26 protein-coding genes and 1 tRNA gene are annotated in these 26,155 nt (G+C 58.8%); 13 read left to right on the top strand and 14 right to left on the bottom strand.

Features of this window, described 5'->3' with window-relative positions; genetic code table 11:
- Positions 1-160: 160 nt before the first annotated feature.
- The 7 genes from mltG to fabD all read right to left on the bottom strand — a co-directional run bounded on the left by mltG (position 161) and on the right by fabD (position 6,617).
- Complete coding sequence (mltG, locus tag ACR0AO_RS04080; protein ID WP_480600172.1) at positions 161-1,321, bottom strand: endolytic transglycosylase MltG; 1,161 nt, start codon at positions 1,319-1,321, stop codon at positions 161-163.
- Complete coding sequence (gene fabF / locus ACR0AO_RS04075; RefSeq protein ID WP_480600170.1) at positions 1,322-2,587, bottom strand: beta-ketoacyl-ACP synthase II; 1,266 nt, start codon at positions 2,585-2,587, stop codon at positions 1,322-1,324.
- A 307-nt stretch (positions 2,588-2,894) separates the two neighbouring features.
- Positions 2,895-3,638 carry a 1-(5-phosphoribosyl)-5-[(5-phosphoribosylamino)methylideneamino]imidazole-4-carboxamide isomerase gene (locus tag ACR0AO_RS04070; RefSeq protein ID WP_480600168.1) on the bottom strand — a complete coding sequence of 248 codons (744 nt, stop codon included), beginning with the start codon at positions 3,636-3,638 and terminating at the stop codon, positions 2,895-2,897.
- Positions 3,639-3,761: 123 nt separating this feature from the next.
- A complete protein-coding gene (locus ACR0AO_RS04065) occupies positions 3,762-4,301 on the bottom strand; it encodes a GNAT family N-acetyltransferase (protein WP_480600166.1) in 540 nt (179 codons plus the stop codon).
- Between the two features lie 140 nt (positions 4,302-4,441).
- On the bottom strand, positions 4,442-4,675 hold the full coding sequence (locus ACR0AO_RS04060) for an acyl carrier protein (RefSeq protein ID WP_073249626.1): 234 nt from the start codon (positions 4,673-4,675) through the stop codon (positions 4,442-4,444).
- Between the two features lie 204 nt (positions 4,676-4,879).
- Positions 4,880-5,617 carry a 3-oxoacyl-[acyl-carrier-protein] reductase gene (fabG, locus tag ACR0AO_RS04055; protein ID WP_480600164.1) on the bottom strand — a complete coding sequence of 246 codons (738 nt, stop codon included), beginning with the start codon at positions 5,615-5,617 and terminating at the stop codon, positions 4,880-4,882.
- A gap of 61 nt (positions 5,618-5,678) precedes the next feature.
- Positions 5,679-6,617, bottom strand: a complete 939-nt coding sequence (gene fabD, locus ACR0AO_RS04050) for an ACP S-malonyltransferase (RefSeq protein ID WP_480600162.1) — start codon at positions 6,615-6,617, stop codon at positions 5,679-5,681.
- A 167-nt stretch (positions 6,618-6,784) separates the two neighbouring features.
- On the opposite strand from fabD, the gene ACR0AO_RS04045 reads away from it, so the two are divergent.
- Positions 6,785-8,008, top strand: a complete 1,224-nt coding sequence (locus tag ACR0AO_RS04045) for a cytochrome b/b6 domain-containing protein (RefSeq protein WP_480600160.1) — start codon at positions 6,785-6,787, stop codon at positions 8,006-8,008.
- Between the two features lie 79 nt (positions 8,009-8,087).
- Here ACR0AO_RS04045 and ACR0AO_RS04040 read toward each other — a convergent pair whose 3' ends face one another.
- Positions 8,088-8,660, bottom strand: coding sequence for a YceI family protein (locus tag ACR0AO_RS04040; protein WP_480600158.1), 573 nt, complete (start codon positions 8,658-8,660; stop codon positions 8,088-8,090).
- Between the two features lie 129 nt (positions 8,661-8,789).
- A complete protein-coding gene (locus tag ACR0AO_RS04035; protein ID WP_480600156.1) occupies positions 8,790-9,308 on the bottom strand; it encodes a hypothetical protein in 519 nt (172 codons plus the stop codon).
- Positions 9,309-9,580: 272 nt separating this feature from the next.
- Here ACR0AO_RS04035 and rpsF point away from each other — a divergent pair, with 272 nt between their 5' ends.
- The 6 genes from rpsF to ACR0AO_RS04005 all read left to right on the top strand — a co-directional run bounded on the left by rpsF (position 9,581) and on the right by ACR0AO_RS04005 (position 13,370).
- Entirely contained in the window at positions 9,581-9,937 is a 357-nt protein-coding gene (gene rpsF, locus ACR0AO_RS04030) for a 30S ribosomal protein S6 (protein WP_480600154.1), read from the top strand.
- A gap of 22 nt (positions 9,938-9,959) precedes the next feature.
- Positions 9,960-10,187, top strand: coding sequence for a 30S ribosomal protein S18 (gene rpsR, locus ACR0AO_RS04025; RefSeq protein WP_005608650.1), 228 nt, complete (start codon positions 9,960-9,962; stop codon positions 10,185-10,187).
- 12 nt (positions 10,188-10,199) lie between these two features.
- On the top strand, positions 10,200-10,820 hold the full coding sequence (gene rplI, locus ACR0AO_RS04020; protein ID WP_480600152.1) for a 50S ribosomal protein L9: 621 nt from the start codon (positions 10,200-10,202) through the stop codon (positions 10,818-10,820).
- Between the two features lie 146 nt (positions 10,821-10,966).
- Complete coding sequence (locus ACR0AO_RS04015) at positions 10,967-11,458, top strand: transglycosylase SLT domain-containing protein (RefSeq protein ID WP_480600150.1); 492 nt, start codon at positions 10,967-10,969, stop codon at positions 11,456-11,458.
- Between the two features lie 247 nt (positions 11,459-11,705).
- On the top strand, positions 11,706-12,407 hold the full coding sequence (locus ACR0AO_RS04010) for a helix-turn-helix transcriptional regulator (RefSeq protein WP_480600148.1): 702 nt from the start codon (positions 11,706-11,708) through the stop codon (positions 12,405-12,407).
- A gap of 96 nt (positions 12,408-12,503) precedes the next feature.
- Positions 12,504-13,370, top strand: coding sequence for an acyl-homoserine-lactone synthase (locus ACR0AO_RS04005; protein WP_480600146.1), 867 nt, complete (start codon positions 12,504-12,506; stop codon positions 13,368-13,370).
- Between the two features lie 395 nt (positions 13,371-13,765).
- Here ACR0AO_RS04005 and tig read toward each other — a convergent pair whose 3' ends face one another.
- The 4 genes from tig to ACR0AO_RS03985 form a co-directional block, all read right to left on the bottom strand.
- A complete protein-coding gene (tig, locus tag ACR0AO_RS04000; RefSeq protein WP_480600144.1) occupies positions 13,766-15,097 on the bottom strand; it encodes a trigger factor in 1,332 nt (443 codons plus the stop codon).
- Positions 15,098-15,283: 186 nt separating this feature from the next.
- Positions 15,284-16,399 carry a porin gene (locus tag ACR0AO_RS03995; RefSeq protein ID WP_480600142.1) on the bottom strand — a complete coding sequence of 372 codons (1,116 nt, stop codon included), beginning with the start codon at positions 16,397-16,399 and terminating at the stop codon, positions 15,284-15,286.
- Between the two features lie 345 nt (positions 16,400-16,744).
- A tRNA-Leu gene (locus tag ACR0AO_RS03990) sits at positions 16,745-16,829 on the bottom strand.
- A gap of 78 nt (positions 16,830-16,907) precedes the next feature.
- Positions 16,908-18,452, bottom strand: a complete 1,545-nt coding sequence (locus ACR0AO_RS03985) for an NAD(P)H-hydrate dehydratase (RefSeq protein WP_480600140.1) — start codon at positions 18,450-18,452, stop codon at positions 16,908-16,910.
- Positions 18,453-18,621: 169 nt separating this feature from the next.
- On the opposite strand from ACR0AO_RS03985, the gene ACR0AO_RS03980 reads away from it, so the two are divergent.
- The 4 genes from ACR0AO_RS03980 to ACR0AO_RS03965 all read left to right on the top strand — a co-directional run bounded on the left by ACR0AO_RS03980 (position 18,622) and on the right by ACR0AO_RS03965 (position 22,581).
- Positions 18,622-18,960, top strand: coding sequence for a P-II family nitrogen regulator (locus ACR0AO_RS03980; RefSeq protein WP_480600138.1), 339 nt, complete (start codon positions 18,622-18,624; stop codon positions 18,958-18,960).
- A gap of 34 nt (positions 18,961-18,994) precedes the next feature.
- Positions 18,995-20,401: a type I glutamate--ammonia ligase gene (gene glnA, locus ACR0AO_RS03975; RefSeq protein WP_480600136.1), complete on the top strand. Its 1,407-nt coding sequence runs from the start codon at positions 18,995-18,997 to the stop codon at positions 20,399-20,401.
- A 261-nt stretch (positions 20,402-20,662) separates the two neighbouring features.
- A complete protein-coding gene (locus ACR0AO_RS03970; protein WP_480600854.1) occupies positions 20,663-21,460 on the top strand; it encodes a lytic murein transglycosylase in 798 nt (265 codons plus the stop codon).
- Positions 21,461-21,657: 197 nt separating this feature from the next.
- Complete coding sequence (locus ACR0AO_RS03965; RefSeq protein WP_480600134.1) at positions 21,658-22,581, top strand: hypothetical protein; 924 nt, start codon at positions 21,658-21,660, stop codon at positions 22,579-22,581.
- A 2-nt stretch (positions 22,582-22,583) separates the two neighbouring features.
- Here the strand turns inward: ACR0AO_RS03965 and ACR0AO_RS03960 are convergent, their stop codons facing one another.
- Complete coding sequence (locus ACR0AO_RS03960) at positions 22,584-23,318, bottom strand: heme-dependent oxidative N-demethylase family protein (protein WP_480600132.1); 735 nt, start codon at positions 23,316-23,318, stop codon at positions 22,584-22,586.
- Positions 23,319-23,441: 123 nt separating this feature from the next.
- Here ACR0AO_RS03960 and dddP point away from each other — a divergent pair, with 123 nt between their 5' ends.
- Positions 23,442-24,785 (top strand): dimethylsulfonioproprionate lyase DddP, encoded by a 1,344-nt coding sequence (dddP, locus tag ACR0AO_RS03955; protein ID WP_480600130.1) that lies wholly within the window; start codon positions 23,442-23,444, stop codon positions 24,783-24,785.
- A gap of 103 nt (positions 24,786-24,888) precedes the next feature.
- The gene (locus ACR0AO_RS03950) at positions 24,889-26,142 is read left to right on the top strand and encodes a bifunctional alpha/beta hydrolase/OsmC family protein (RefSeq protein ID WP_480600128.1); all 1,254 of its coding nucleotides are present in this window, start codon (positions 24,889-24,891) and stop codon (positions 26,140-26,142) included.
- The last annotated feature ends 13 nt before the right edge of the window (positions 26,143-26,155 follow it).

The raw sequence follows: 26,155 nt of genomic DNA, 5'->3' as shown, positions 1-26,155 counted from the left end.
CAATGGTGCGTTAACCGTTTTTGTCTCATGAAATCACAACTCAAAGGGCCGCTCTGGGCGGCCCTTTTCATCTTTGCCTCCGAACAGCCCCGGCGCCATGTACAAAATGCACACCGGCTCCCCGGAACTCAGTACAAATCGCACAATTCAGCGGATTGGCTCAGTTATTCGAATTTTGCCGCTGCGCTTCGATCTCGCGCCATTTGGCGACGTTGCGGTTGTGCTCCTGCAGCGTCTTCGCAAAGGCGTGACCGCCCGTGCCGTCCGCCACGAAGAATACGTATTCCGTATCCTCCGGCGCCACTGCCGCCTCAAGGCTTGCCAGCCCCGGATTGGCGATCGGCGTCGGCGGAAGGCCATCGATCAAATATGTATTCCAAGGCGTTACACGGCGAAGCTCACTTCGACGCAATCCACGCCCCAAGCTGCCCTGGCCCTTGGTAATGCCATAGATCACGGTCGGGTCCGTCTGCAGCTTCATGCCCTGTTCCAAACGGTTGACGAACACGCTCGCCACCTGTCCTCGCTCATCCGGAATCCCGGTTTCCTTTTCAATGATCGAAGCGAGAATCAACATCTCTTCAGGTGTCGTGATCGGCAATCCATCCTGCCGATCCTCCCAAATGGCATTCACCCTAAGTTGCTGTTTTTCTTTCATTTTCGCAAGGACGTCAGCGCGCGGCATCCCCGGTGTCACCTCATAGCTGTCGGGGGCCAGCATCCCTTCGGCCGGCAACTCTCCGACTTCTCCCTCCAGCACGTCCATTACCTTGAGCGCCTCTGCGACCTGCCACGTGGTCACACCTTCGGCCATCGCAATTCGATAGCGCGTATCCCGTTCAGAGCGTTTTTCCGAATATATTTCAGGCACTTGCCCCTCGGCTGGGTCGAACTCGGCAATCTCCACAAACTCCAGTGTCGCGGGGTCCAGTTCCCGCACCTCGGTCTGATTGCGCGTCACTCCGATCCGATAGACGATCTCGGTTCCGCAGGTGCTGGCGCCGCTGCGCGTGATTTCATCGACAATCTGATCCATCGAGGCACCTTCCCGGATCAGAAAACTCCCTGCTTTCAATTGCTTGGATTTATCGGAATAGTCCGCCCCCAGCCGAAAGATCGTGCTGCTGGTGACCGCACCCTGTTGTTCCAGATCTCGGCTGACCCGGGTCATGTTCGACCCGCTGGCGACCCGCAGGCAGATGGCCGTATCCAGCGGTCCCTCGGCGGTGTATTGCGACTTGCCCCACAGAACGATCCCGGCGGCCAGAAACATGCCAACCGCCAGAACAGTCAGCATGTTCGAAGCCAGACTACGCCACATCTAGTTGGCCTTTCCGAAAATCACACTCGCGTTGGTGCCGCCAAACCCAAACGAGTTCGACAGGGCAACATCAATCTTGCGCTCGCGTTTGGCGTTCGGAGCCAGATCGAGCGATGTCTCGATCGCAGGGTTGTCAAGGTTGATCGTCGGCGGGGCAACCTGGTCACGGATCGCGAGGATCGAAAAAATCGCCTCGATCGCGCCGGCGGCGCCCAGCAGGTGGCCCGTAGCCGATTTGGTAGACGACATCGTGGCATTGGCGGCATGATCACCCAGCAGTCGCTCCACCGCGCCAAGTTCGATCGTATCCGCCATAGTCGAAGTGCCATGCGCGTTGATATAGTCAATGGCCGAAGGCTCCAGCCCGGCGCTTTTCAGCGCGGCACGCATCGAGCGTTCGGCGCCGTCGCCATCCTCGCTGGGCGCTGTGATGTGATAAGCGTCGCCCGACATGCCATAGCCAAGCACTTCGGCATAGATCTTGGCGCCACGAGCCTTAGCGTGCTCGTATTCTTCCAGCACGACAACGCCCGCGCCCTCGCCCATCACAAAGCCGTCGCGGTCAACATCATAAGGACGGCTCGCGGCCTTGGGATTGTCCGCATATTTCGTCGACAAAGCCTTGCATGCATTGAAACCCGCAATGCCGATTTCGCAGACACAGCCTTCGCCGCCACCGGCGACCATCACATCCGCATCGCCCAGCCTGATCAGCCGGCTGGCGTCGCCGATGGCATGCGCCCCGGTCGAACAGGCCGTCACAACCGAATGGTTCGGCCCCTTGAAGCCGAACCGGATCGACACTTGTCCGGATGCCAGATTGATCAGTGCCCCGGGAATAAAGAACGGGGACACGCGGCGCGGGCCGCGATCCTTGATCAGGTTTGCGGTTTCCGCGATCGAGCCAAGCCCGCCGATACCCGATCCGATCATCACGCCGGTGCGCAGAAGCGCATCTTCATCCTCGGGCAACCAGTCGGCATCCTTGCAGGCCATCTCGGCCGCAGCGATCGAATAAAGTATGAAGTCCTCGATCTTGCGCTGTTCTTTTGGCGGCATCCAGTCATCGGGATTGAATGTCCCGTCGGTTCCGTCACCGCGCGGTACCTCGCAGGCATAGGTTGTTGTGACGCCACTTGCCTCGGCGTCAAACAAGGTGATCGGTCCTGCACCCGACTCGCCGGCCAGCAGCCGCGACCAAGTTTCCTCGACTCCGCTGGCCAATGGAGTGACCAAACCAAGACCGGTTACAACGACTCTGCGCATGAACTATGCCTCTTGCCTGCTTCCTGTTTGAAACCCGCTCATACCCCGGTCAAGGGGACGGGGGCAAGAGCGAGCATGGTTTCCCGATCAGCGTTTTTCAGCCGTTTGACGGTCACGTCATTTTGGCGCATCCGCCAAAAACGGGCAAGAGTCCGGGGTGCCCTGACCATTGCCGTACTCAACGAGCCGGCGGACGATCGGGCCTTCGGACATTATCGTCAAATCTGCCCTGTCTGCATTTGAATACAGTCGCGCCGCCTCTCCTCCGGCGATTTACCAGGCGGATCACAGGCAGCGCTGTAGTTTTCTATTGGAAATCCGCGACCGGCTCGTGTGCTTTTTTCGCGACCTCAAGAACGTCTTCCAGTTTCAAAGTCTTGCGGAACAAGGCCCGGCTGACAAAGGCGCCCGAAATGTTGTGGAGATAGGCTAGCCGGGAAATATCATCGACCGAACGCACGACACCACTGGCGATCACAGGTGTTTTGGCGTCAGCCGCCAATCCTGAAATCAACCCGAGCTGCGCTTCCACATCCACCATCTCGCTGTCGATGTCGGTGATCACGATCGCAGCAAACGGCGTATCTGCGAAGGCTTCGATATAAGCTTCGGGCGTCCAGGCGCTTTGACTGCGCCATCCTTCGGTCATAACCTGCCCCTGCCATACGTCGACGGCCAGGACGATCTGGTCGGGATGCAGCTTGGCAAGCTCTTTGGCGGTGTGCGGATCGCGCGCCGCATAAGTTCCCAGAACCACGCGCCCGGCCCCTTTGTCGATCCAGTGTTCAACGGTTTCACGGGTGCGCATGCCACCACCCAACTGCACCGATACACCGGCTGTCCGAATGATTTCTTCGATCAGTTCGGCATTTTCGCGGCTGCCTTCGATGGCATCGAAATCTGTAATATGGATCCACTCCGCCCCTGCATGTGCCCAGGCGCGCGCCGTCTCGACAGGGTCGACATGCCAGATCATCGCCGAATCCAGCCGGCCCTTTTCCAGCGTCACACACCGACCGTGCTGCAGTTCCATTGTGGGATAAATTATCATGAGCCTGTTCCTCCGCTCAATCGCAGTGAAATTTGAGTTTAGCATATCGCACAGAGAATCAGAGTCATCTCACGGGATCGGCATCGTTTGTCTCATTTGCGGCGCGCAATTGACCGATTCATTTCATGGTCTGGCCGGTGGGCCATTTCTGCGAAACAGGTTGACCGGTGTCCCCCGATACTCGGCCTCGCGCAGCGGCTTGTAACCCAGCTTGTCCACGAGGTTTCGGGACACTTCATTGGCGGCATCCACCAAGGCCACCAGCGGGCCGGGGATCACCCGGTCGAACCAGTCATGCGCGGCCTGAGCAGCCTCAAATCCCAGCCCCTGCCCCTGCGCCTCGGGCGACAGAACCCAACCCGCTTCGGGAAACCGGTCGAAATCCTCGCCAAGGCAGCGGTTGCTGTAGAAAAAGCCGGTCTGACCGATCATCCTGCGGGTCGCCTGCGACACCACCGCCCACTGCCCGAAACCCGTCATCTGCCAGTGACCGGCATTGCGCAGAAACGCATCCCAGGACTCGCCGCGCGTGCGCACCTCGCCCCCAATAAAGCGGACAACCTCAGGGTCGCTCCAGATTTCCGCGAACCGCTGAAAATCCTCGGGGCGCATCGCGCACAGCGTCAGACGCGCCGTGTTTATCATCGGGATGGATCGTTTCATGCCCTGCCCGCTCTGCTTTTTTGCCTCAGGGATGAAAATTGCGTGGGGCTTGGGTGTTGCGCAAGGCGGAATTCATCCTGACAAAGAAAAACGGCGCCTCCGTTGCACGGAAGCGCCGCTTGTCAGTTCACACGAAAGGCTCAGGAAGCTTCGGTGATGAATTTCACAGCGTCGCCGAAGGTCTGGATAGTTTCGGCTGCATCATCCGGGATTTCGATGCCGAATTCTTCTTCGAAGGCCATCACCAGCTCCACGGTGTCCAGGCTGTCTGCGCCCAGATCGTCGATGAAGGACGCGTTTTCGACAACTTTGTCCTCTTCAACACCCAGGTGTTCAACAACGATCTTTTTCACGCGATCTGCGACGTCGCTCATGTCTATTCCTCATTCCTTCAGGGCGCTCTGCCCGGTTCTGCCCTTGCCCGATCGGGAGGCTTTGATATGCCCGATCCGGGCGGTTTGTTTCCCGGATTTCCGGGGATTTCAGAGCCGACCACCGGACCGGCCCCAACAGATATGCGCCGCCTATAGCACAGACAACGCAGGAGGCAAACGCTTTCCGCCTGCCTCCAGCTGCGCCTACAACATGGCCATACCGCCGTTCACATGCAAGGTGCTTCCGGTGACATAGCCCGCTTCGGGGCTGGCAAGATAGAGAACCGCGGCCGCGATTTCGCCGGCCTCCCCCATTCGTCCCATCGGAACCTGTTGCAGCAGGCCCGATTTTTGGTCACCGGACAGTTTGTCGGTCATCGCCGTGGTGATAAAGCCGGGCGCGACGGAGTTCACCGTGATCCCCCGTGTCGCAACTTCGTAGGCCAGCGATTTGGACAGACCGACCATACCCGCCTTCGAGGCCGCATAGTTGGCCTGCCCGGGATTCCCGGTTGCCCCGACGATGGACGAGATGTTGATGATCCGCCCCCAGCGCGCCTTCATCATGCCGCGCAGGACGCCCTTGCACAGGATCATGGTCGCGGTCAGATTGACGTCCAGCACGCTTTGCCATTCGTCATCCGACATGCGCATGAAAATGTTGTCACGCGTGATCCCAGCGTTGTTGACCAGGATATCGACCGATCCCATCGCCTCGGCAGCCTGCTTGGGCAGCGCGGCCACAGCCTCGGCATCGCTCAGGTTGCAGGGCAGGACGTGCGCATGCTCGCCCAGGTCATCCGCCAGAGCCTGCAAGGGCTCGACCCGGGTGCCCGACAGCGCCACCGTTGCTCCGGCCTTGTGCAATGCCCGCGCGATCTCGCCGCCAATGCCGCCGGATGCACCGGTGATCAGTGCATTCTTGCCTGTCAAATCAAACATATTCGTCCCCTTTGTTTGGGTATGGGCATCCTACCCAGAACCCTTAACGTTCCCAGAACAGTCAGGCCGCGCCTGCCGCAACCTTTGCCACATCTTCCGGCGTGCCGACCGCGTGGCTTGAAATCGCGCGGTCGATCTTGCGGATCATACCGGACAGGGCTTTGCCCGCCCCGATTTCCCAGGCCTCGGTCACGCCCTGTGCCGCCATGTATTGTACGCTTTCGCGCCAGCGGACCGAACCGGTGACCTGCTCTACCAGCAATTGGCGGATCAGCGCCGGGTCCGTCACCCCCTCGGCGCGCACATTGGCCACCAGCGGGACGGCGGGCGCCTTGATTTCGACTGCGGCCAGAGCTTCGGCCATGGCGTCCGCCGCAGGCTGCATCAGCGCGCAATGGAACGGGGCGCTGACAGGCAGCATGACCGCGCGCTTTGCGCCCTTTTCCTTGGCAATTCCCGCCGCGCGTTCCACGGCAGCCTTGGTCCCGGACACCACGACCTGCGTCGGATCGTTGTCGTTGGCAGCCTGACAGACCTCGCCCTGCGCCGCCTCTTCGGCAACCGCGCGCACCGCGTCCAGATCCAGCCCCAGAATGGCGGCCATCGCGCCCTGGCCAACCGGCACGGCGCTTTGCATGGCCAGCCCGCGCGTGCGCAGAAGACGGGCGGTGTCGGATACGCTCAGGGCACCCGCGGCGGCCAGCGCCGAATATTCACCCAGCGAGTGGCCGGCGACAAAAGACGCTGTCGACACCGGTATCCCTTCGGCCTCCAGCGCACGCATGGCCGCCATCGACGTCGCCATAAGCGCAGGTTGGGCATTCTGCGTCAGCGTCAGCTCGCCAATGTCACCTTCCCAGATCAGCGCGCTCAGCTTTTCCTCCAGAGCCTCGTCAACTTCCTCAAAGACAGCCCTGGCAGCCGGATAGGCATCAGCCAGGGCCTTGCCCATTCCGATCGTTTGGGCGCCCTGCCCCGGAAAAACGAATGCGATTGTCATTGCGACCTCTTACCTGACGTTGGGTTGCCGCGCGGTGTAAACCGCGCAAGCGCGCGGCACAAGCTCTGCATCCAGACACCGGCCCTGTGCGCCGCAACCAGTTGCGCTTTGCGATCCGTCACATAGGTTCTGTCGAAATTCAATCATGAGATCGGGAGAGCCGCAAAGTGCCCTTGTCGAACACGTCGCGCCAATACGGAAGCGTTGCCAAAACATTTCACTGGCTGACCGCACTGATGATATTGACCGCAATACCACTGGGCTGGATCGCCAGTGACATGGCGCATGATATCAACGATCCGGCGGTTCCAACAACGATCGAAGATATCAGCCGCACCTTCACCTTGTTCTCCATACACAAAACTCTGGGCGTCACGATATTTTTCGTGGCCCTAGCGCGAATCCTCTGGACCATAACCCAAACCAGACCCGGTCTCCTCAACGCCGAAAACAAGCCCGAGGCTTTCGCTGCGGAAATCGTGCACTGGCTGCTTTACGGAGCATTGATTCTGGTGCCGTTGACCGGATGGATGCACCACGCCGCGACCGAAGGGTTTGCGCCGATTGCCTGGCCATTTGGGCAGAACCTGCCATTTGTGCCCAAATCCGAGTGGTTCGCCGAGTTTTTCGGCGGTTTGCATTGGGTGTTTCAATGGGTTCTGGTTGCCGCTTTGACATTGCATGTAGTGGGTGCCCTCAAACACCACGTGATCGATCGGGACGCCACGTTGCGGCGTATGCTGCCTGGTTCCCACATGGCCCCGCAACCGCCGAAACAGCCGCACAGCCCGCTGCCCGCGATCACCGCCATAGTTCTGTGGGGCGCGGCATTGGCGTATGGCGTCTGGATCGGGAGCAATTCAGAAAAAACCACACCCGTCCCCAATCTGGGTTTGGCCCAGGTGCAGTCGGACTGGCACGTCGAAAGCGGAAATCTTGGGATCACGGTCACACAGGCGGGAAACCCGGTCAAAGGCGCGTTTGCCGACTGGACTGCGGCCATATCCTTTGAAGACCCGGCGCGACCCGGTCCGGCAGGAACTGTCGATGTGACGGTCTCGATCGCCTCCCTGACCATCGGTTCAGTCACGGATCAGGCGAAAGGTCCGGACTTCTTCGACGCCATGGAATACCCCACCGCGACATTCAAGGCCGAGCTTCTCAAGACCGAAACCGGCTATGAGGCTCGTGGCCCCCTGACGATCCGCGACCAGACGCACGAGGTCGTTCTGCCATTCACGCTTGACCTGCAGGAAGGCACGGCAGTTATGGTCGGCGATCTGGCTCTCAACCGTTTGGATTTCGGGGTCGGCTCGAACGTCAAGGACGAGGCATCGCTCAATTTCGCGGTCGACGTGAATATCGAACTGACGGCCAAACGCTCAGAATAACCCCCAAGGCCCAACGACGGGCAAAAAAAAGCGGCGGCCCTTTATGGGCCGCCGCATCCTCAAAGTAGAAACCGACCGATTATTCGGCTTTCTGTGCTTCGATCGAAATCAAAATCTCAACCTCGTCGCTCACATACGGCGCGAACATGCCCAGGTTGAAGTCCGAACGCACAACCTTGGTCGTTGCATCAAAGCCGGCCCAGGGTTTGCCGACCACCGGGTGTTCACCCAGCTGGTTCAGCTTTGCATCCAGCTCAACGGGTTTCGTGACGCCGTTCATGGTCAGGTCACCGGTGATTTTCGCCGTATTCTCACCGGTAATTTCGATTCCGGTCGAGTTGAAAGCGATCAAGTCACCTTCCTCGGCACCGAAAAAATCGCCGGACATGAAATGCTCTTCACGCTTTTCCCATCCAGTGAACATGGACAGGACCGGCATCGAAACCGAAACGCTTGAAGTTTCCGGGTTTTCAGGATCGAACAGAATCTCGCCTTCAAACCCCGAGAACATACCGGTGGTGGTCGAGAACCCGAGATGGTTGTAGGTGAATACCACCTGGCTGTGGCTTGCATCCAGGATGTATTTTTCAGCGCTGGCCAAAGCCGATGTCGCTGTCATCGCCAGTGCGGCGGCAAGAAGGGTCGATTTCATTAAGTCTGCTCCACAATAGTGTCGATGCGGCCGGTTCGGGCCGCTCAACGAAAGAATATGTGTCGCCCATGGGCGACACTCAACCTTCGAAAATTCACAGAATCTGTGAGCGAATAAACAGAGGCGGATTCACGCCTTAATTGCGATGGAGCCGCTCAACTGTCCTTTGAGCGCATGCGTGATCTCTTGCGACGCCAGCGGCAGTTTCATCAGAAGGCTGCCATCCAGATCGAACAGTTCCACCTGCTTGTCCGAAAACCGTGCGCCACCCAGCGTGTCATAGCTGCGACGAAGAACAGTGTGCGGGCGGCCTTTTTCATTTTTCTGCAGAACCCGTACTTCGCGACGGATCGGGTCGAAATAAGCGTCAGGGCGGTCGTTCACGTGCTTCAAAGTCAACATCGCGATTCCGGTTGCCAGAACCAGCATGGATGGAACCGCCTTGAACAGCAGCACATCGGCGTCAAATGTCGATCCCGGTACGAACCACAGGGCCAGAACGCTGAGGATCATCAGCAGACCGATCGCCTTGATCAGTACAATGCGCGCGGGCCAGTTCGGGGCAAACGTGATCTTGACCGGAACGGATTTTTCAAAGGCCGATGCGACGATCGGCTGCGGAAACGTGTTGGTCTGGGTCGCGGTCATCGGTCTCAGGGTCCTTACAGTGCAGTTACTCTTATGCGGTTCAACTCGCGGTAGACAAGACTTCGACCGGAAAAGCGTCAGCAATTGGGCACATGCGGGGTATTTGGGCGGCGTGGCCATGACTTTATTCAGGACTTGCCCTTGGCGCTGCAACGTGTATACGGGGCCATCCTTTCGCAAAGCTATGTGAACCGCGCAGCCTCTCGTGGCAGGGTCGCGAAAGGGAAATGGCCCCGCCTATGAAATGCGCCTTGATACAAACAGGAGTACACATGCCGTTTTATGAGCATGTTATGATCGCGCGCCAGGACTTGTCCAACGCGCAGGCAGAAAGCCTCGTCGAACATTTCGGCACCGTCCTCGCGGACAACGGCGGCAAGATCGTCGACAGCGAGTACTGGGGCGTCAAGACGATGGCCTACAAAATCAACAAGAACCGCAAGGGCCACTATGCCTTCCTGAAAACCGATGCCCCTGCTGGCGCGGTCCAGGAAATGGAACGCCTGATACGCTTGCATGACGACGTCATGCGCGTTCTGACCATCAAGGTCGAGGGCCATGAAGAAGGCCCCTCGATCCAGATGCAGAAACGTGACGACCGCGACGGTCGCCGTGAACGCCGTTCGTAACCTCAAGGAAGGAGATTAAACCATGGCTGCAAAACCATTTTTCCGCCGCCGCAAGGTCTGCCCTTTCTCGGGTGAGAACGCGCCGAAGATCGACTATAAGGACACTCGCCTGCTGCAGCGCTACATTTCCGAGCGCGGCAAGATCGTACCTTCGCGCATCACCGCCGTTTCGGCAAAAAAGCAGCGTGAACTGGCCCGCGCCATCAAGCGCGCCCGCTTCCTCGCCCTGCTGCCCTACGCCGTGAAGTAAGGAGAAACTGACATGCAAGTTATCCTTCTGGAACGCGTTGCGAAACTGGGTCAGATGGGCGACGTCGTTGACGTCAAACCCGGCTACGCCCGCAACTTCCTGCTGCCCCAAGGCAAGGCGCTGAGCGCGTCCGAGTCGAACATCGCCTCGTTCGAAGCCCAGAAAGCGCAGCTTGAGGCCCGCAACCTGGAATCCAAGAAAGAAGCTGAAGCCCTGGCTGAAAAGCTGGACGGTCAGCAGTTCATCGTGATTCGTTCGGCATCGGATGCTGGCGCGCTTTATGGTTCGGTCACACCGCGTGACGCCGCCGATGCCGCCACCGAATCCGGTTTCTCGCTCGACAAGAAACAGGTCGCCCTGGTCGCTCCGATCAAGGAACTGGGCCTGCACACCGTCGCCGTGATCCTGCATCCCGAGGTTGAAGTCGCAATCAAGCTCAACGTCGCCCGTTCGACGGAAGAAGCCGAACTTCAGGCTTCGGGCAAATCGATTCAGGAACTGGCAGCCGAAGAAGAAGCTGCTGCTGAATTCGAGATCTCGGAACTGTTCGACGATATCGGCTCGGCCGCGTCCGAAGACGAAGACATCGCCGCAGCCGGCGCTGAAGCCTCGGGCGACGACGCCAACGCCTGAGATGTCTCACTAAACCGAATGAAAGGCCGCGCACTGATTGCGCGGCCTTTTTTGTTTCCCGATAGGCGAGAAATGGCGGACAGCCTGCCGGAGGTTTGCAGCTCAGAACCGTGCCAATTATACAATTCGCACAACTGAGGTGCCCGATGACCAACCTGACCCGCCGGACAATCCTGTTCGCGCTTTGCTCAACCGCCCTGACCGCCTGTTCTGGCGCGAATGACCGGCTGAGCAGCCGAAACCAACAATTCGACCCCCCGCTCTATCCCAATGAAACGCCCGAATTGCGGGAATTGATCAATGAGTGGGCCGACCACTATGAATTGCCGCGCGAGTTGGTCCACAAACTTGCGATCCGCGAAAGCACCCATCGCCCGTGGGCTGTCAATCGGCCTTATTACGGGTTGCTGCAAATTCTCCCGGCGACAGCTCGTTCGATGGGATATCAGGGGTCGCCCGACGAGCTTTTGGATGCCGATACCAACCTGAAATACGCGGGAAAATACCTGCGCGGCGCCTGGCTGTTGGCGGATGGCGATCAACAGCGGGCAATTCATCTTTATGCCAAGGGCTACTACTACGAGGCGAAGAAACGCGGGATGCTAGTCGAAACGGGATTGGTCAAACCAAAGACCTGATGGGCTGCCAATGCCATTTCACCCAATTTGAACCGGCTCAGAATGGCGAAATGTTTTCAAAGTTTAAGGATCTGGGGCATTTGGGACACAAAATCGCCAAAGTGTTGCCAATCGAACGCGCTTATTGTTCGATTATGCTCAACTTACTTGCGTATATCGCGCCATTTGACGCAACGTTCGAGCGTGGATATGGTAAAAGCCGCAACTTAAACGGACAGGTTCACCGTCTGCAGCCGAGGTGTGTGAGGTGAAGTTAATAGACTTAGCAGCGGTCGATCAGAAAGAGACGTCCGCCAGCGAGATCATAGATTCCATCTGTGATCTTCTCGGCTTTGACTTTGCGTCTTATGCAACGATGAATCCGATTCATGGTGATGTGCAGGGATATGCGAACTATCCCGAAGAATGGAAGCATCACTATGCCCGGCAAGGCTTTCACCATTTGGATCCCACACTCTCTCAAGCGGCATTGAGCGTGGCACCCGTGGATTGGGGGCGTTTCAATCACGACAACAAATTCAATACGGTTTTCCGCGACGCGAGTGATTTCGGCATTACCGATCGCGGTCTGACCGTTCCAATTCGCGGTCCCTACGGAGAATGCGGATTGCTCAGCGTCACGCGCGACTGTTCTGACAGAGAGTGGGAATCCCAGATCAAGGATGTGATGGGAGAACTGCAGATGGCCGCCGTACATATTCATGACACCGTGATGCGCTCGGGACTTCTGGCGAAGGCATTGTATCTTCCCCCCCTGTCATCGCGGGAAAAGGAAATTCTGCAATGGGTGGCCGAGGGCAAATCCCAGCAGGATATTGGCGATATTCTCAGCATCTCCCACCGCACGGTCGAGGTCCATATGCGCTCGGGCCGCGACAAACTTGGCGCTTTGACCACAGCACAGGCCGTCGGGCGCGCGATAAGCCTGGGATTAATCTACCCAGGCTAAGAAAAAGGCCAATATACGGGAATCCCCCAATAGATTTGAACCTCAAGTCTCTCTTAACGTTAATGGTACGGACAATAGAGAACTGAGGGGGATGACATGATCATTGTCATTGACGGGCTGAACGCACAGAAGTTCAGCAGTGTTTTGGACGAAATGTTCAAATTGCGCGCACGCGTCTTCCAGGATCGCCTGGGTTGGGACGTTAACGTCGTGGACGGGAAAGAACGGGACGAATTCGATAACCTGCATCCCGCACATGTTGTAAGCATCAACGATGATGGGGACGTCGTTGGGTGCATGAGATTGCTTCAGACCACTGGCCCGCACATGCTGGCCGATGTCTTCAGTGACATTCTGGACGGAGAACCCCCGCTGCGCAGCGCGCAGATCTGGGAAGCGACCCGCTTTTGCGTCGATACTAACAAACTGGGACATGGCCGGGGCAAGAACACCGTCTCATACGTTACCAGCGAAGTGATGATCGGATCTTTCGAATACGCACAAAAAGCGGGTGTTCTGGATGCCGTCGCGGTGATTGACCCGGTAATCAACCGCGTTCTGAAACGCTCTGGAAACGCGCCTTGCGACTATCTCGGAACGCCAAAACCCATGGGCAAGGTCACGGCGATGGCGGCCTTGATGGATTGCTCTGATGAACGGATCAGCAGCATTCGGGAATATGCCGGAATAGATCACAACGTGTTCCTGGAGGAGAACGAAGCGCTGGACTTGTTCAACGGAGTGACCGCGAAACAACCCGCCGAACAAAATCCGGCGAACCGGGATCACCAGCCGCTCAGCTCTCTGGAACGGTATTTCGTCGAACAGATGAACTCGGCCAGAACTGAAAGCGAAATGCAGGCGGTTCTGAGGCTCATTGAAGAGCTTTCGGACAAGTTCACACCCGCGCAAAGAGAGGCACTGCGACACACAACACCTCGCGCTTTTGCTCAAGAGGCCTGACCCCCTCACCTCCTGAGCATGAAGCCAATCTGGCAGAGTTGCCGTCCACACACCCGGCGACTCTGCCAAGAGACCCCCCGTGCTTTTGCTAGCAAGACCTGACCCCCTCATCTTGCATATCAGAAGCCACCCAAGCGGAGCCGCTGAATTACCGGCGGTTCCGCCCAATTTCCCCGGTGCTTTTGCCTGCGGGGCTCCCCCCTCGCCTTGCAGGATCAGAAGCCACTCACGCGGAGCCGTCGCACATCCGGCGGCTCCGCCCCAATTTTCTGCGCTTCTACCGACGAGGGTCGACCCCCCTCACCTCGTTCGGCGGACGCAAAAAAAACGGAGCTGCAAGTTTCCCTGCAGCTCCGTTTTTTTTGCGTTTTATCCAGCGCAGGTCGGGAAGAGGATTATTCCTCTTCCAGCGCTTCAACCGCCTTTTGCAAGTCGTCCTTGCCAACTTCCTTGTCGTCGATGCTGGCCAGTTCAAAGACATAGTCCACAACTTTGTCTTCGTAGATCGGCGCGCGCAGCTGTTGCTGCATCTGGGCGTTCTTCTGGATGAATTCGAAGAACTGGCGTTCCTGTCCCGGATACTGACGTGCCTGGCTCATGATCGCCTGGGTCATTTCGGCGTCGGTCACCTCGACTTCGGCCTTCTGGCCCAGCTCGGCCAGCAGCAGGCCCAGACGCACCCGACGCTCGGCCAGCTTGTTGTGCTCGTCGGTGGGCTCGATCTCGCCGTGGTCGTGGCCTTCCACTTCCGGGTTTTCTTCGTGCCACAGCTGATGCGCGATCTGCTTGGCCTCGGCATCAACCAGCGACGGCGGCAGGTCGAATGAAACCTTGGTGTCCAGCGCATCCAGCAGGGCGCGCTTCATGACCGCGCGCGACGCACCGGCATATTCCGCTTCCAGACGCTCACCGATCTGGGTTTTCAGCGCGGCCAGATCCTCGGCACCGAATTTGGTGGCCAATTCGTCGTTGATCTCGGCGGCGACCGGCTCTTTCACCTCTTTGATGGTGCAGGTGAAGACAGCGTCCTTACCGGCCAGATGTTCGGCGCCGTACTCCTCGGGGAAGGTCACGTTGACCTCTTTTTCCTCTTCGGCCTTCACGCCGACCAGCTGCTCTTCGAAGCCGGGGATGAAGCTGTTGGAGCCCAGAACCAGCGGATAATCTTCGGCCGAGCCACCGTCGAAGGCTTCGCCATCGACCTTGCCGACGAAATCAATGATCACCTGGTCGCCATCCTTGGCCTTCGACCCCTTGCGGCGGCTTTTGAAATCCTTGGCGGTATCCGCCAGGTTGCTCAGCGCTTCCTCGACCGCCGCATCGTCGGCCTTGACCACCAGTTTCTCCAGCGAGATCGATTTCAGATCAACCTCGGGGATTTCGGGCAGCGCCTCATAGGACATCGCAACATGCACGTCGTCGCCTTCTTTCCAGTCCTCGTTGGTCATCTTGACCTCGGGCTGCAGGGCCGGGCGGTCGCCGCTGTCCTCGAAATGCTTGCTCATGGCGCCGTCGATGGTTTCCTGCATCGCCTCGCCCAAAAGACGCTGGCCGAACTGCTTTTTCAACAGTGCCATCGGTACTTTGCCCTTGCGGAATCCCTTCATTTCGACTTCCGGCTGTGCTTCGGTCAGCTTTTCGTTGACCTTGTCGTCCAGCTCGGCTGCGGTGACAACAATGTTGTAGCCGCGTTTCAGACCTTCGTTCAGCGTCTCGGTAACCTGCATTCTGGTAGTCCCCATAGGATTCGGGGCGCGCAAAACCGCGCGCCGGGAAAATTTGTTGCCTTCTATTTTGCCCACCGCCCGCGTGCAAGAGGCATATACCGCAACAGCCCGGTTTCGGCACAATTTCCCCAACAAAAAACGCCCCGGCGTGAACCGAGGCGTTATTCGATCCTGTTCAGTCGGAACTCAGAACTTCCAGCGGGCACCCAGTACCCAGGTTGTCAGGTCCTGATAGTCTGCGGTTGCATCCTGATACTCGTAGCTCTGATAGGTCAGATAGACGTCGGTTTTGTAGCTGTCGAGCCTCTGAACCGCGCCGATCCCCCAGCCCTTGGTGGACGATCCATCCACATTGAAATCGGACCCGTCATAATAGTGCACACCGATGCCGGTCTTGCCTATCGCGAACCACTCGGCGTCATAGGCCACCTTGGCATAGTAATAGCTCGGGTCGCTGCCGGCATCATTGTCGCGGCTCCCTCCAGCCACGGTAAAGCTGATCCCGTTTTCAAGCAGCACCGAGGCCGAGCCGATCACGTCTTCCCGCTTGGTCCCGCTGTCGTCGCGAACCTGATAGCCGACGCCCGCCGCAACCTCGGCCCCGCCAAAGTCGCCGCCATAACGCAGAGCTACGTCATAGTAGTCGGCGTCATCGCTGGAAGAGAGGATATTCTGCCCCCAGGCCGCCGAAGCGGTAAAGCCCGAAAACTCCGGCGTGTCATACCGCAACCGGCCCCGGCGCGAGCCGTCAAAGTTGTCGGTCGTGTCCCCAACGATCGGCCCGGTCAAAGCTCCCGCAGGATCGCGGAACAGAAAGCTGAAGTTTGAATCCGCCGTATAGGAATAAAGCGCGGTCCCGACATAGGACAGATCCACTTCGGCAATTCCGTCGGTGCTCATGCTGCCCTGACCGGCCGAGGCCTTGCCCCAATCACCTTCCAGCCAGAAATCGACGTGCCGGATATCCGTGCGGGTCCATCCGCTGTAGAAGGATCCGAACTGGTTCACTTCGGTCGAATTCGGCAAGCCCAGAGCCGCCTCGAAACGGAACCCGAAGTTATTCGCGCCATAGGGCTGCATCAAAAGCAAGCCGACCCGGCTGTTGGACAGATCGTTGTCCAGCAGGTTGGTTTCCGTCTGCTCACCATCGTCAACCGAGATAATGGCGGGGTTGAGCTGCCCGTAAAGCAGGACATAACCGCCGGAATTGTTTTCGTACTTCAATTCGGCCAGGGCCGGAATGGCTGACGAGGACGCAAGAAGCGCTGCCAGTGAGAGAATTTTTTTTGCGTTAGGTTTCATCACAGTCCCCATGAACAGTTCGGTTTTTGGCTTGTTCGCTCCCACTCACTTGTGCACGCCAGATGATTATTCCAGAACCGGGCATCCAATCTCGCAGGACTATGGCAAAATCATCACAGCCGGAATCATTCAAAGCTAAAAAAGCCATTTTTTTCCAACTCTTAACTGAAACCTCAGCTCCTCAGGAAAGGTCGCCAAGACATTTGAAATGCCAGTTCTATGTCCAACGCACATGCCGCCTGTGTATTTTGGCACATGCTGCGAAAAATGTACCGCGCAACCGATTGATTCGGGCGGTAATTCGCCGATCTCCTGGAACGGTTGTTTGACACGTATTGAATGGTTTGGTGCGGGTGAAGGGACTTGAACCCCCACGCCTTGCGGCGCCAGAACCTAAATCTGGTGCGTCTACCAATTCCGCCACACCCGCACGATCAGGGCCCTGCCCTGCTGTGAGGCGCTCAATAGCAAAGCTTGCAACCGAGTGCGAGGGGGAATCTTGTCCTGTTCACAAAGAAAGCCTGCGGAACACTTCCGGCAGTTCTTCCGGCAGATCCTCGGCGATCAAGCCGGGTCCGAACGCCCGCGCGCATTCCACATGCATCCAAGCGGCCGTCTCCGCCGCTCGCTTCGGCCCAAAGCCGCGTGCCAGAAGACCGGTGATGAATCCGGCCAGCACATCGCCCGAGCCCGCGGTCGCCAACCAAGGGGCCGCGCGTTCATAAAGCGCTGCATTGATCGAACACTGCCCGTCGGGTGCGGCGATCACCGTATCCGGCCCTTTGAACAGCACGACACAGCCTGCCCGTTTCGCCGCTTCGCGGGTGGCATCGACTTTGGAATAGGCCGGGCCTTTGGTTGGTATTGCCGCCAGCTTCTTGGCAATGTCCGGGAACAACCGCGAGAATTCTCCGCCATGTGGCGTCAGAACACAGTTTTCATGGAGTTGTGAAAGCAACGCTGCCGGCTCATCCGCAAACGCCGTCAACGCGTCGGCGTCCAGAACCGTTGCACGTTGGGCCGCAAGGGCAACCGTCACCAACTCTCGTGCGCGTTCTATGCCCAATCCCGGACCGAGACACAGAGCATTCAGCCGCTCGTCCTTCAGCAGGTCGGTCATGCCATCCGCGCCTTCGACCCGCTGCAACATGATGGCCGTCACCTGTGCCGCAACCTCCATCTGAGCGGCTGGAGGCACCGCCAGCGTCACCAACCCCGCCCCAATGCGCAAAGCCCCCCGCGCCGCCAGCCGCGCGGCCCCGGTTTTCGCGGCGCCGCCGGAGAGGATGAGGGCGTGACCGTGCGCGTATTTGTGAGTCTGAGGAAGTTTTTTTAAACGTTTTGGTACGCCTTCAACCAAACCTAAGATCGCCCCGTCTGCCTTCTCATTCCAAACTTCATTTATGCCAATTGATTTCACGACCAGCTGACCCGATTGATTTGATCCGCGATCTAAATAATGACCCCGCTTAGCCCGGTGAAACGCGACTGTCAGATCAGCGACCGCGAACACACCAAGCGACTTGCCACTATCTGAGCAAAGCCCAGACGGAGCATCGATGGCGACAACTTTGATCCCCCTTGCTTCGATCAAGGCGTCGAAAGACTGCAAAACTTGCGCAAGCTCCCCTTCAATACGGCGAGCTAGCCCGGTTCCAAAAACAGCGTCAATGATTAGGTCTGGTTCCTTAGTTTTTGAAAGTGGACTCTTGCTTCGAAGATCGCCGACAGCGCCCAACTCGCGCCAGCGCTCGTAGTTGGCTCGCGCATCTTCAGGAAGCTTCTCAGGGTTGCCATACAGAAAGACTTCGACCTCCCAACCCTGATCGCGCAACATACGCGCTACAACAAAGCCGTCGCCGCCATTGTTCCCCGGCCCGCACAGAACCACAGCCCGGCCAGGCGATTTTGCCAGTTCCGGCCACTCTTCAAAAATCGCCTCGACAACGCCCCTCCCTGCCCGCTCCATCAGCTCAAGCCCGGTCACCTCGCCAGACTCGATCGCAGCCTTTTCAATCGCCCGCATCTGCGCCGCCGTCAGCAGTTCCGTCATCGCGATCCTCCTCCTCGATTCAGTTTTGCAAATTTTTTGTGCGCTTCGGTCAAAATTTAATCGCGCCCCCGGTTTGACCGCACCGGACCCGGCGCATTTCCACAAACACATTGCCGCCCGATCTTAGACGTGATCTGAGCCGACCTGACAAGATTGCGAGGGGACTCGGATGAAGAAGATCGAAGCCATCATCAAGCCATTCAAGCTGGACGAGGTCAAAGAAGCACTGCAGGACGTGGGCGTTCAGGGCCTGAGCGTAATCGAGGTCAAGGGCTTTGGCCGCCAGAAGGGCCATACCGAGCTGTATCGCGGCGCCGAGTATGTCGTCGATTTTCTGCCCAAGGTGAAGATCGAGGTCGTGCTCGACGACGACCAGGTCGACTCCGCCGTCGAGGCAATCATTGGGGCCGCGAAGACCAACAAGATCGGGGATGGCAAGATCTTTGTCTCGCCCGTCGAACAAGCCATCCGCATCCGCACCGGCGAATCCGGCTCGGACGCGCTGTAAAAAATACCGAGATCTCAAACAGAGGACAAATAGAATGAGCAAGGACGCAGTTCTTCAGCTGATCAAGGATGAGGGTGCCGAATATGTCGACATCCGCTTCACCGACCCGCGCGGCAAACTCCAGCACGTAACCATCGTGTCCGATCTGGTGGACGAAGACTTTCTGGATGAAGGTTTCATGTTCGACGGCTCGTCCATCGCCGGCTGGAAGTCGATCGAAGCATCCGACATGAAGCTGATGCCCGACACGGACAGCGCGTACGTCGATCCGTTTTATGCCGAAAAAACCGTCAGCATCCACTGCACCGTGGTGGAACCCGACACCGGCGAGCCCTACGAGCGTGACCCGCGCGGCACCGCGCAAAAGGCCGAGGCCTATCTGAAGGCATCGGGCATCGGCGATGTGGCCTATATGGGCCCCGAGGCCGAATTTTTCCTGTTTGACGACGTGCGCTTCTCGAACTCGATCAACAAGGTGTCCTACGAAGTGGACGCGACCGACGCGTCCTGGAACACCGACACCGAATACGAGATGGGCAACATGGGGCACCGCCCCGGGCTTAAGGGCGGGTATTTTCCTGTCAACCCGACCGACGAGGCACAGGACCTGCGCTCGGAAATGCTCTCGACGATGAAACGTCTGGGCATGAAGGTCGACAAGCATCACCACGAGGTTGCATCCTGCCAGCACGAGCTGGGTCTGATTTTCGGCACGCTGACCAAACAGGCGGATGAACTGCAAAAGTACAAATACGTCATTCACAACGTGGCCCATGCCTACGGCAAGTCCGCCACGTTCATGCCCAAACCGATCTATGGTGACAACGGCTCGGGCATGCATGTGAACATGTCGATCTGGAAAGACGGCAAACCGCTTTTTGCCGGCGACAAATATGCCGACCTGTCGGACGAGGCGCTGTGGTTCATCGGTGGCATTCTCAAGCACGCAAAGACGCTGAACGCCTTCACCAACCCCGGCACCAACTCGTACAAGCGCCTGATCCCCGGTTTCGAAGCGCCGGTTCTGCGCGCCTATTCGGCCCGCAACCGTTCGGGTTGTGTCCGTATTCCGTGGACCGAAAGCCCGAAAGCCAAGCGCGTCGAGGCCCGCTTCCCCGATCCGTCGGCGAACCCATACTTGTGCTTTGCCGCGCTGCTAATGGCCGGTCTGGACGGTATCAAGAACAAGATCGATCCGGGCGAAGCCATGGACAAGAACCTGTACGACCTGCCGGCGGAAGAGCTGGAAGGCATCCCGACCGTGTGCGGCAGCCTGCGCGAAGCGCTGGACTGTCTGGCGGCGGATCATGACTTCCTGCTGCAGGGCGACGTGTTCACCAAGGACCAGATCGACGGCTATATCGCGCTGAAGATGGAAGAGGTTCACCAGTACGAACACACCCCGCACCCGGTCGAATTCGGCATGTATTACAGCTGCTGATCCGGCAACCGGCTTTGATCCAAAGGGCGTCCGCAGGGGCGCCCTTTTTCATTTGACCTTTGCGGGCGCGCCGATACGCTTGATCACGGATTCAAGCTATGGAACTGTTTCATGACATTGCCTTGCCTGCCTGGTGCCTACCCGAAAATTTCTCCTGCGCGGAGCCGAGCTGTTCGAATTGTACCGGCTTTGCAGGCACTGTTGTCCATTTTGTACAACCCGGTCCGCACTCCGCCGCTCACCCGGGCCGAAGGATTTTCCATGCGCCCGGCGACACTCGCCGCCCTGTTCGCGGTGAGCCTGCTTCCGGCGGCAGCGCAGGCCGCGCCCTGCGGCAATACCGGATCAGGGTTCGAGGCCTGGAAAAAGGATTTCGCCGCAGAGGCGAAACGCGCGGGCGTGCGCAAGAAAGGGCTGAACGCCCTGGCGCAGACCCGCTATGCCACCCGCACCATCGCGGCGGACCGGAACCAGAAAAGTTTCAGGTATTCGCTCGACAAGTTCATGCAGGTGCGCGGCGCGGATGTCATAGTGGCGCAGGGCCGCAAACGGAAGGCGGCGAACGTGGAATATTACGCGGTGCTGGAACAGCAATACGGCGTGCCGGCGGGTATTCTGATCGCCATTCACGGCATGGAAACCGGATTTGGAAGGTTTATGGGCGACAGTCCCGTTGTTTCCGCAATCACAACACTGGCCTATGATTGCAGACGCTCGGATTTTTTCATCCCGCATGCAATCGGCGCATTGAAACTGGTCGATCAGGGGTCGATCTCGGTGGCGACAAAAGGCGCAAAACATGGCGAACTTGGGCATACGCAATTTCTACCCGGCAACGCGCTGACCTATGGCGTGGACGCGACCGGCGACGGCCAGGTCGATTTCTACAACATGACCGATGCGCTGGCATCGACCGCAAATTTCCTGCGCCAGAAGGGCTGGAAGCCCGGACGCGGATACCAGCCGGGTGAGCCGAACTTTGCGGTGATCGAACAGTGGAACGGTGCCACCGTCTACCAGAAGGCGATTGCCATAATGGCGGCGCGAATCGATGGATGACGAATCTGTGCGCTTGAGCCACGCCACACATTCGCCACATTGAATCTGAAAATTCTCCCGAAACCCCTAAGTCTTGTGGTTTCCAATCCGTGATCAATCCAGAAGTTCCATTTCGAAAGTTGAAATTCGGTCTAACTTTCCCCCACATCGTGCAGTAGTCTTGATTCTGGCGATGCACGCATAGGAGGATTCTGTCCTTGACACAGAACGGCAAGTATCACGGTGGCCTTATATTCGAAGGTGGCATCGAAGGAGCGCTGGATGAGTTTAGCCGCATCGCCGCCACGACACTGAAGGATTACGGGCACACCATCGAGCGACGCTCGCTGATGGGACCCCATGATGCGCGTATCGTATCGGGTCAATACCTGATCCGTATGCACCTGGAATCCGACGTCTCGGCCCAGGAACCCAGGTACCGGCGTCTTGACCGGATCGCGGGACTAAAAAGCGCATTGGCGCTTGCGGCTCCGGCGCCGCAAAACAGGTTGGTGATTTCGATGTCTCCGGTTTCGGACCTGCTGGACGACCGGGAACTTTCGGAAATGATGCTGGTGGTGATCTTGTACCGGCTGGTCGCTGTACAACCTTCGGCGCTGATCGAATGGCTGTCGCCGAACGCGATCCTGACGGTCGACCAGTTCATGAGCGCCTTCGCCAACCTTGCCCCGCAGAGTTCGCGCAGCCGCCGACAGATGTTTGGCGCGGTCTGCGGTCCGTTCTCGCCGGGAATGCCGGACAATGACAATGCCGAGATTATCTCGATGCGGGGCCGGACAGGCGATGGCCACAAGACCGCCGGGAAACACCAAGACATTACCAAACCATTCGATGATCAAGTTCTGGCCCTGACCTTTCGAGCAGTCCCGGATCATGAGGCAAAGGACGACACAAGCCCGAAAGAGGCCCTTTCCAATGATCTACAAAGGTTGACCAGTTGGTGCATGACCGGAGTTGTTGCGTATTTGGCAACTCCGGTCGCGGTTTCTCTGGCCGCCGTCAACCTGATCAGGGGCGAGGATTTTCGTCTGAATACGCAGGTTCTGTCCTATACCTCGGCCATCGTGACGTTGAAGGCGACCGGATCTTTCACAGAATTGGCGTCCGCCCTCGGAATCTGAGGTCAGGACGGCCGCTGAAGTCTTTCGGCCGCCACTACGTAAGTGTGGATTGAAAACACCACGGCCCGGCTTTGCGGCAGACGCAGCAGGCATTGACGCTCGCTGCGCAGAAAATTCGCATGCGAGCGGTTGCGCGCCAGGCGCGGCGCATTGGCGCGGCGGGGTTGGTAAAGCTCGGCGTCGTCATACCAAAGAGCGTTGTGGCGCCAGAGCGGCCTGCCAGGCTGGATGCCGTCAAACAGGCGCTGCACACGTTTGGCGATGCCGTCATCGTATTGCGCCACCGGGTCGTGAATCGCAATCAGCGGGCGCATGAATTTTTCCGACAAGGTCCAGCTTGCGGGGAAACACAGGATGGCACCGGTCAGGATGTGTTCGCCGCCGCATTTCTGGAGGATACAGAAATCCTCCTGAACCAGTCTGCACAGGGTTCCCAGCGGATCGGCCCGGTCGATACCGACCCGCACCCCATCCGGCCGCAAGGCGTGGTCGCAAGCGTCCGGATAGGCCTGCGCCAGCACCAGATCGAGCAATTCCCGCGCCGCCGGAAGAGCACTTTCGTCAAGTGCCAGAACCCGGGACCGGCGATCCGACAAAAGCGCCTCGCGCCGGGCCATCTGGGCGGCAAAGACATCGTCCCGGTGCAGCCAGTCCTGAATCTGCAACGGCTGAATTCCCGGAAGCGGTCTTTTGACCAGCGGATCATAGGGAATCGTTTTCTGAAGTATTTCCATCATTTTTTCGGCCTAACATTCAAATTGCCGCCTGTCGGTCGAAAAACGACGATTTGCCGGTCGCAAACCTTGGCGACCCCGCAACCTGGAACACGCAGGCTGCACCGGCAAACCGGGAGATACGCATTGAACACGCATTACCGCGACACCCGCAAGATCGACCCCACCAGAGGCGCAGCCCTGGGGGACGGCACACCCAACGACAATGACCGGGTCGAGATCGGCCCGACCCAGCTTGCCTTTGCGGAATGGGCGGCGGCGGGGCTGGAACTGCCCAATCTCGAACGGATGCGCGAGCATCGCTGGAAGCGGCTGACACAGGCCATCGTCGATCGCGGTTATGGCGGGCTGCTGATGTTCGACCCGCTCAACATCCGCTACGCCACCGACAGCACCAACATGCAGCTCTGGAACACGCATAACCCGTTCCGGGCTTTGCTGCTGTGCGCCGATGGCTACATGGTGATCTGGGACTATAAACAGTCGCCATTTCTTTCCACCTTCAACCCGCTTGTGCGCGAGCAGCGCTCGGGCGCCGACCTGTTCTATTTCGACCGGGGCGACAAGGTGGATGTGGCCGCCGACAAGCTGTCGAACGAAATCCGCATCCTGATCGAGGAGCATGGCGGCGGCAACATGCGGCTCGCCGTGGACAAGATCATGCTGCACGGCCTGCGCGCGCTTGAGGCGCAGGGCTTCGAAATCATGGAAGGCGAAGAGGTCACCGAAAAGACCCGTGCCGTCAAGGGCGCCGACGAGATCCTGGCCATGCGCTGCGCCCACCACGCCTGCGAAACATCCGTGCGTGCGATGGAAGAATTCGCCCGCGCCAATGTCGGCAACGGCAAGACCTGCGAAGACGATATCTGGGCCGTGCTGCACGCCGAGAACATCAAGCGCGGCGGCGAGTGGATCGAGACCCGCCTGCTGGCCTCGGGGCCGCGCACCAACCCGTGGTTTCAGGAATGCGGGCCGCGCATCACCCAGAAGAACGAGATCATCTCCTTCGATACCGACCTCATCGGCTCATACGGCATCTGCATCGACATCTCGCGCAGCTGGTGGATCGGGGACGAAAAGCCGCGCCCCGACATGATCTATGCCATGCAGCACGCGCAAGAGCACATCATGACCAATATGGAGATGCTGAAGCCCGGCGTGACCATCCCGGAACTGACCGCCAATGCGCATCGGCTGGATGACAAGTTCCAGGCCCAGAAATACGGCTGTCTGATGCATGGCGTGGGCCTGTGCGATGAGTGGCCTCTGGTCGCCTATCCCGATCAGGCGGTCGAGGGCGCCTATGACTATCCGCTGCAGCCGGGCATGGTGTTGTGTGTCGAGGCCTGCGTCGGCGAAGTCGGCGGGGATTTCACGATCAAGCTGGAGGATCAGGTGCTGATCACCGAGGACGGGTATGAAAACCTGACGACCTATCCGTTCGATCCGGCCCTGATGGGCGCGTCGTAACGAACGAACGCAACATGTCACCTCCGCGTGAGGCGGGTGTCAAACGGGTTGTGGCGTGGCGTGGTCGCGCCCACTCTGTGACCGACGAGTCAGGAGAATACCCATGCCCACCGAACGCATTACCTTTGCTGGCCATGACGGCAGCCAACTGGCCGCGCGCCTGGATCTGCCCGATGGCCCGGTATTGTCGACCGCCGTGTTTGCCCATTGCTTTACCTGTTCCAAGGACATTCCGGCGGCGCGGCGTATCTCGGCGCGGCTGTCGGCGATGGGCATCGCGGTGTTCCGTTTTGACTTTACCGGGCTGGGCCATTCGGGGGGCGAGTTTGCCAACACAACCTTTACCTCGAATGTCGAGGATCTGATTGCCGCCGCGCAGTATCTGGCCGGGCGCCACATGGCCCCCGCCCTGCTGATCGGCCATTCGCTTGGCGGTGCTGCCGTGTTGCGCGCACGGGCAGGCATCCCGTCGGTCAAGGCGGTGGTGACGCTGGGCGCGCCCGCCGATCCGGGCCACGTCGCCCACCATTTCGAGGCCGCACTGCCGGAAATCCGGCGGCAGGGCGCCGCCGAGGTGTCGCTGGGCGGACGTCCCTTCCGCATCGGCAAGGCCTTTGTGGACGATATCTCGGAAACCGCGCTGACCCCGGCCATTGCCGGGCTGAACGCAGCCCTTCTGGTCCTGCACGCGCCGCGGGATGAAACGGTCAGCATCGACAATGCTGGCACGATTTTCCTGGCCGCGAAACATCCCAAGAGCTTTGTCACGCTGGACGATGCCGATCACCTGATCACCCGCCCTGCCGATGCCGAATACGCGGCCGATGTCATCGCGGCCTGGGTGTCGCGCTATATCACCCTGAAACCGCCCGCCCCGCCGCCGGGTGCGCCCGAGGGGATTGTGCGCGTGACCGAGGCCGATGCAAACGGCTTTCTGCAGGATGTGCAGTCGGGCCCGGAGCACCACACACTGGCGGACGAGCCGGTTGCCTATGGTGGAACCGACAAAGGCATGTCGCCCTATGGGTATCTGGCCGCCGGGTTGGGGGCCTGTACCTCGATGACGATCCGGATGTATGCGCGGCGCAAGCAATGGCCGCTGAAGGGCATCAGCGTCGATGTCAGCCACAACAAAGTGCATGCTCAGGATGCCGGTCTGAAAACGGCCAACAAAATCGACCATTTCGACCGGAGAATCCGCCTTGACGGTCCGCTGGACGCGGAACAACGACAGAAGCTGTTGGAAATTGCCGACAAATGCCCGGTGCACCGGACACTGGAGGGCTCATCGCATGTGACCACGGTACTGGAGGACCACCCTCCTACCCGCGCAAAGACGGGCACCCTCGGCACCTGACACGCGATCCGGC

The sequence above is a fragment of the Ruegeria sp. AF8 genome, from assembly GCF_056541825.1.
This window is presented reverse-complemented; position numbering and strand designations above follow the sequence as displayed.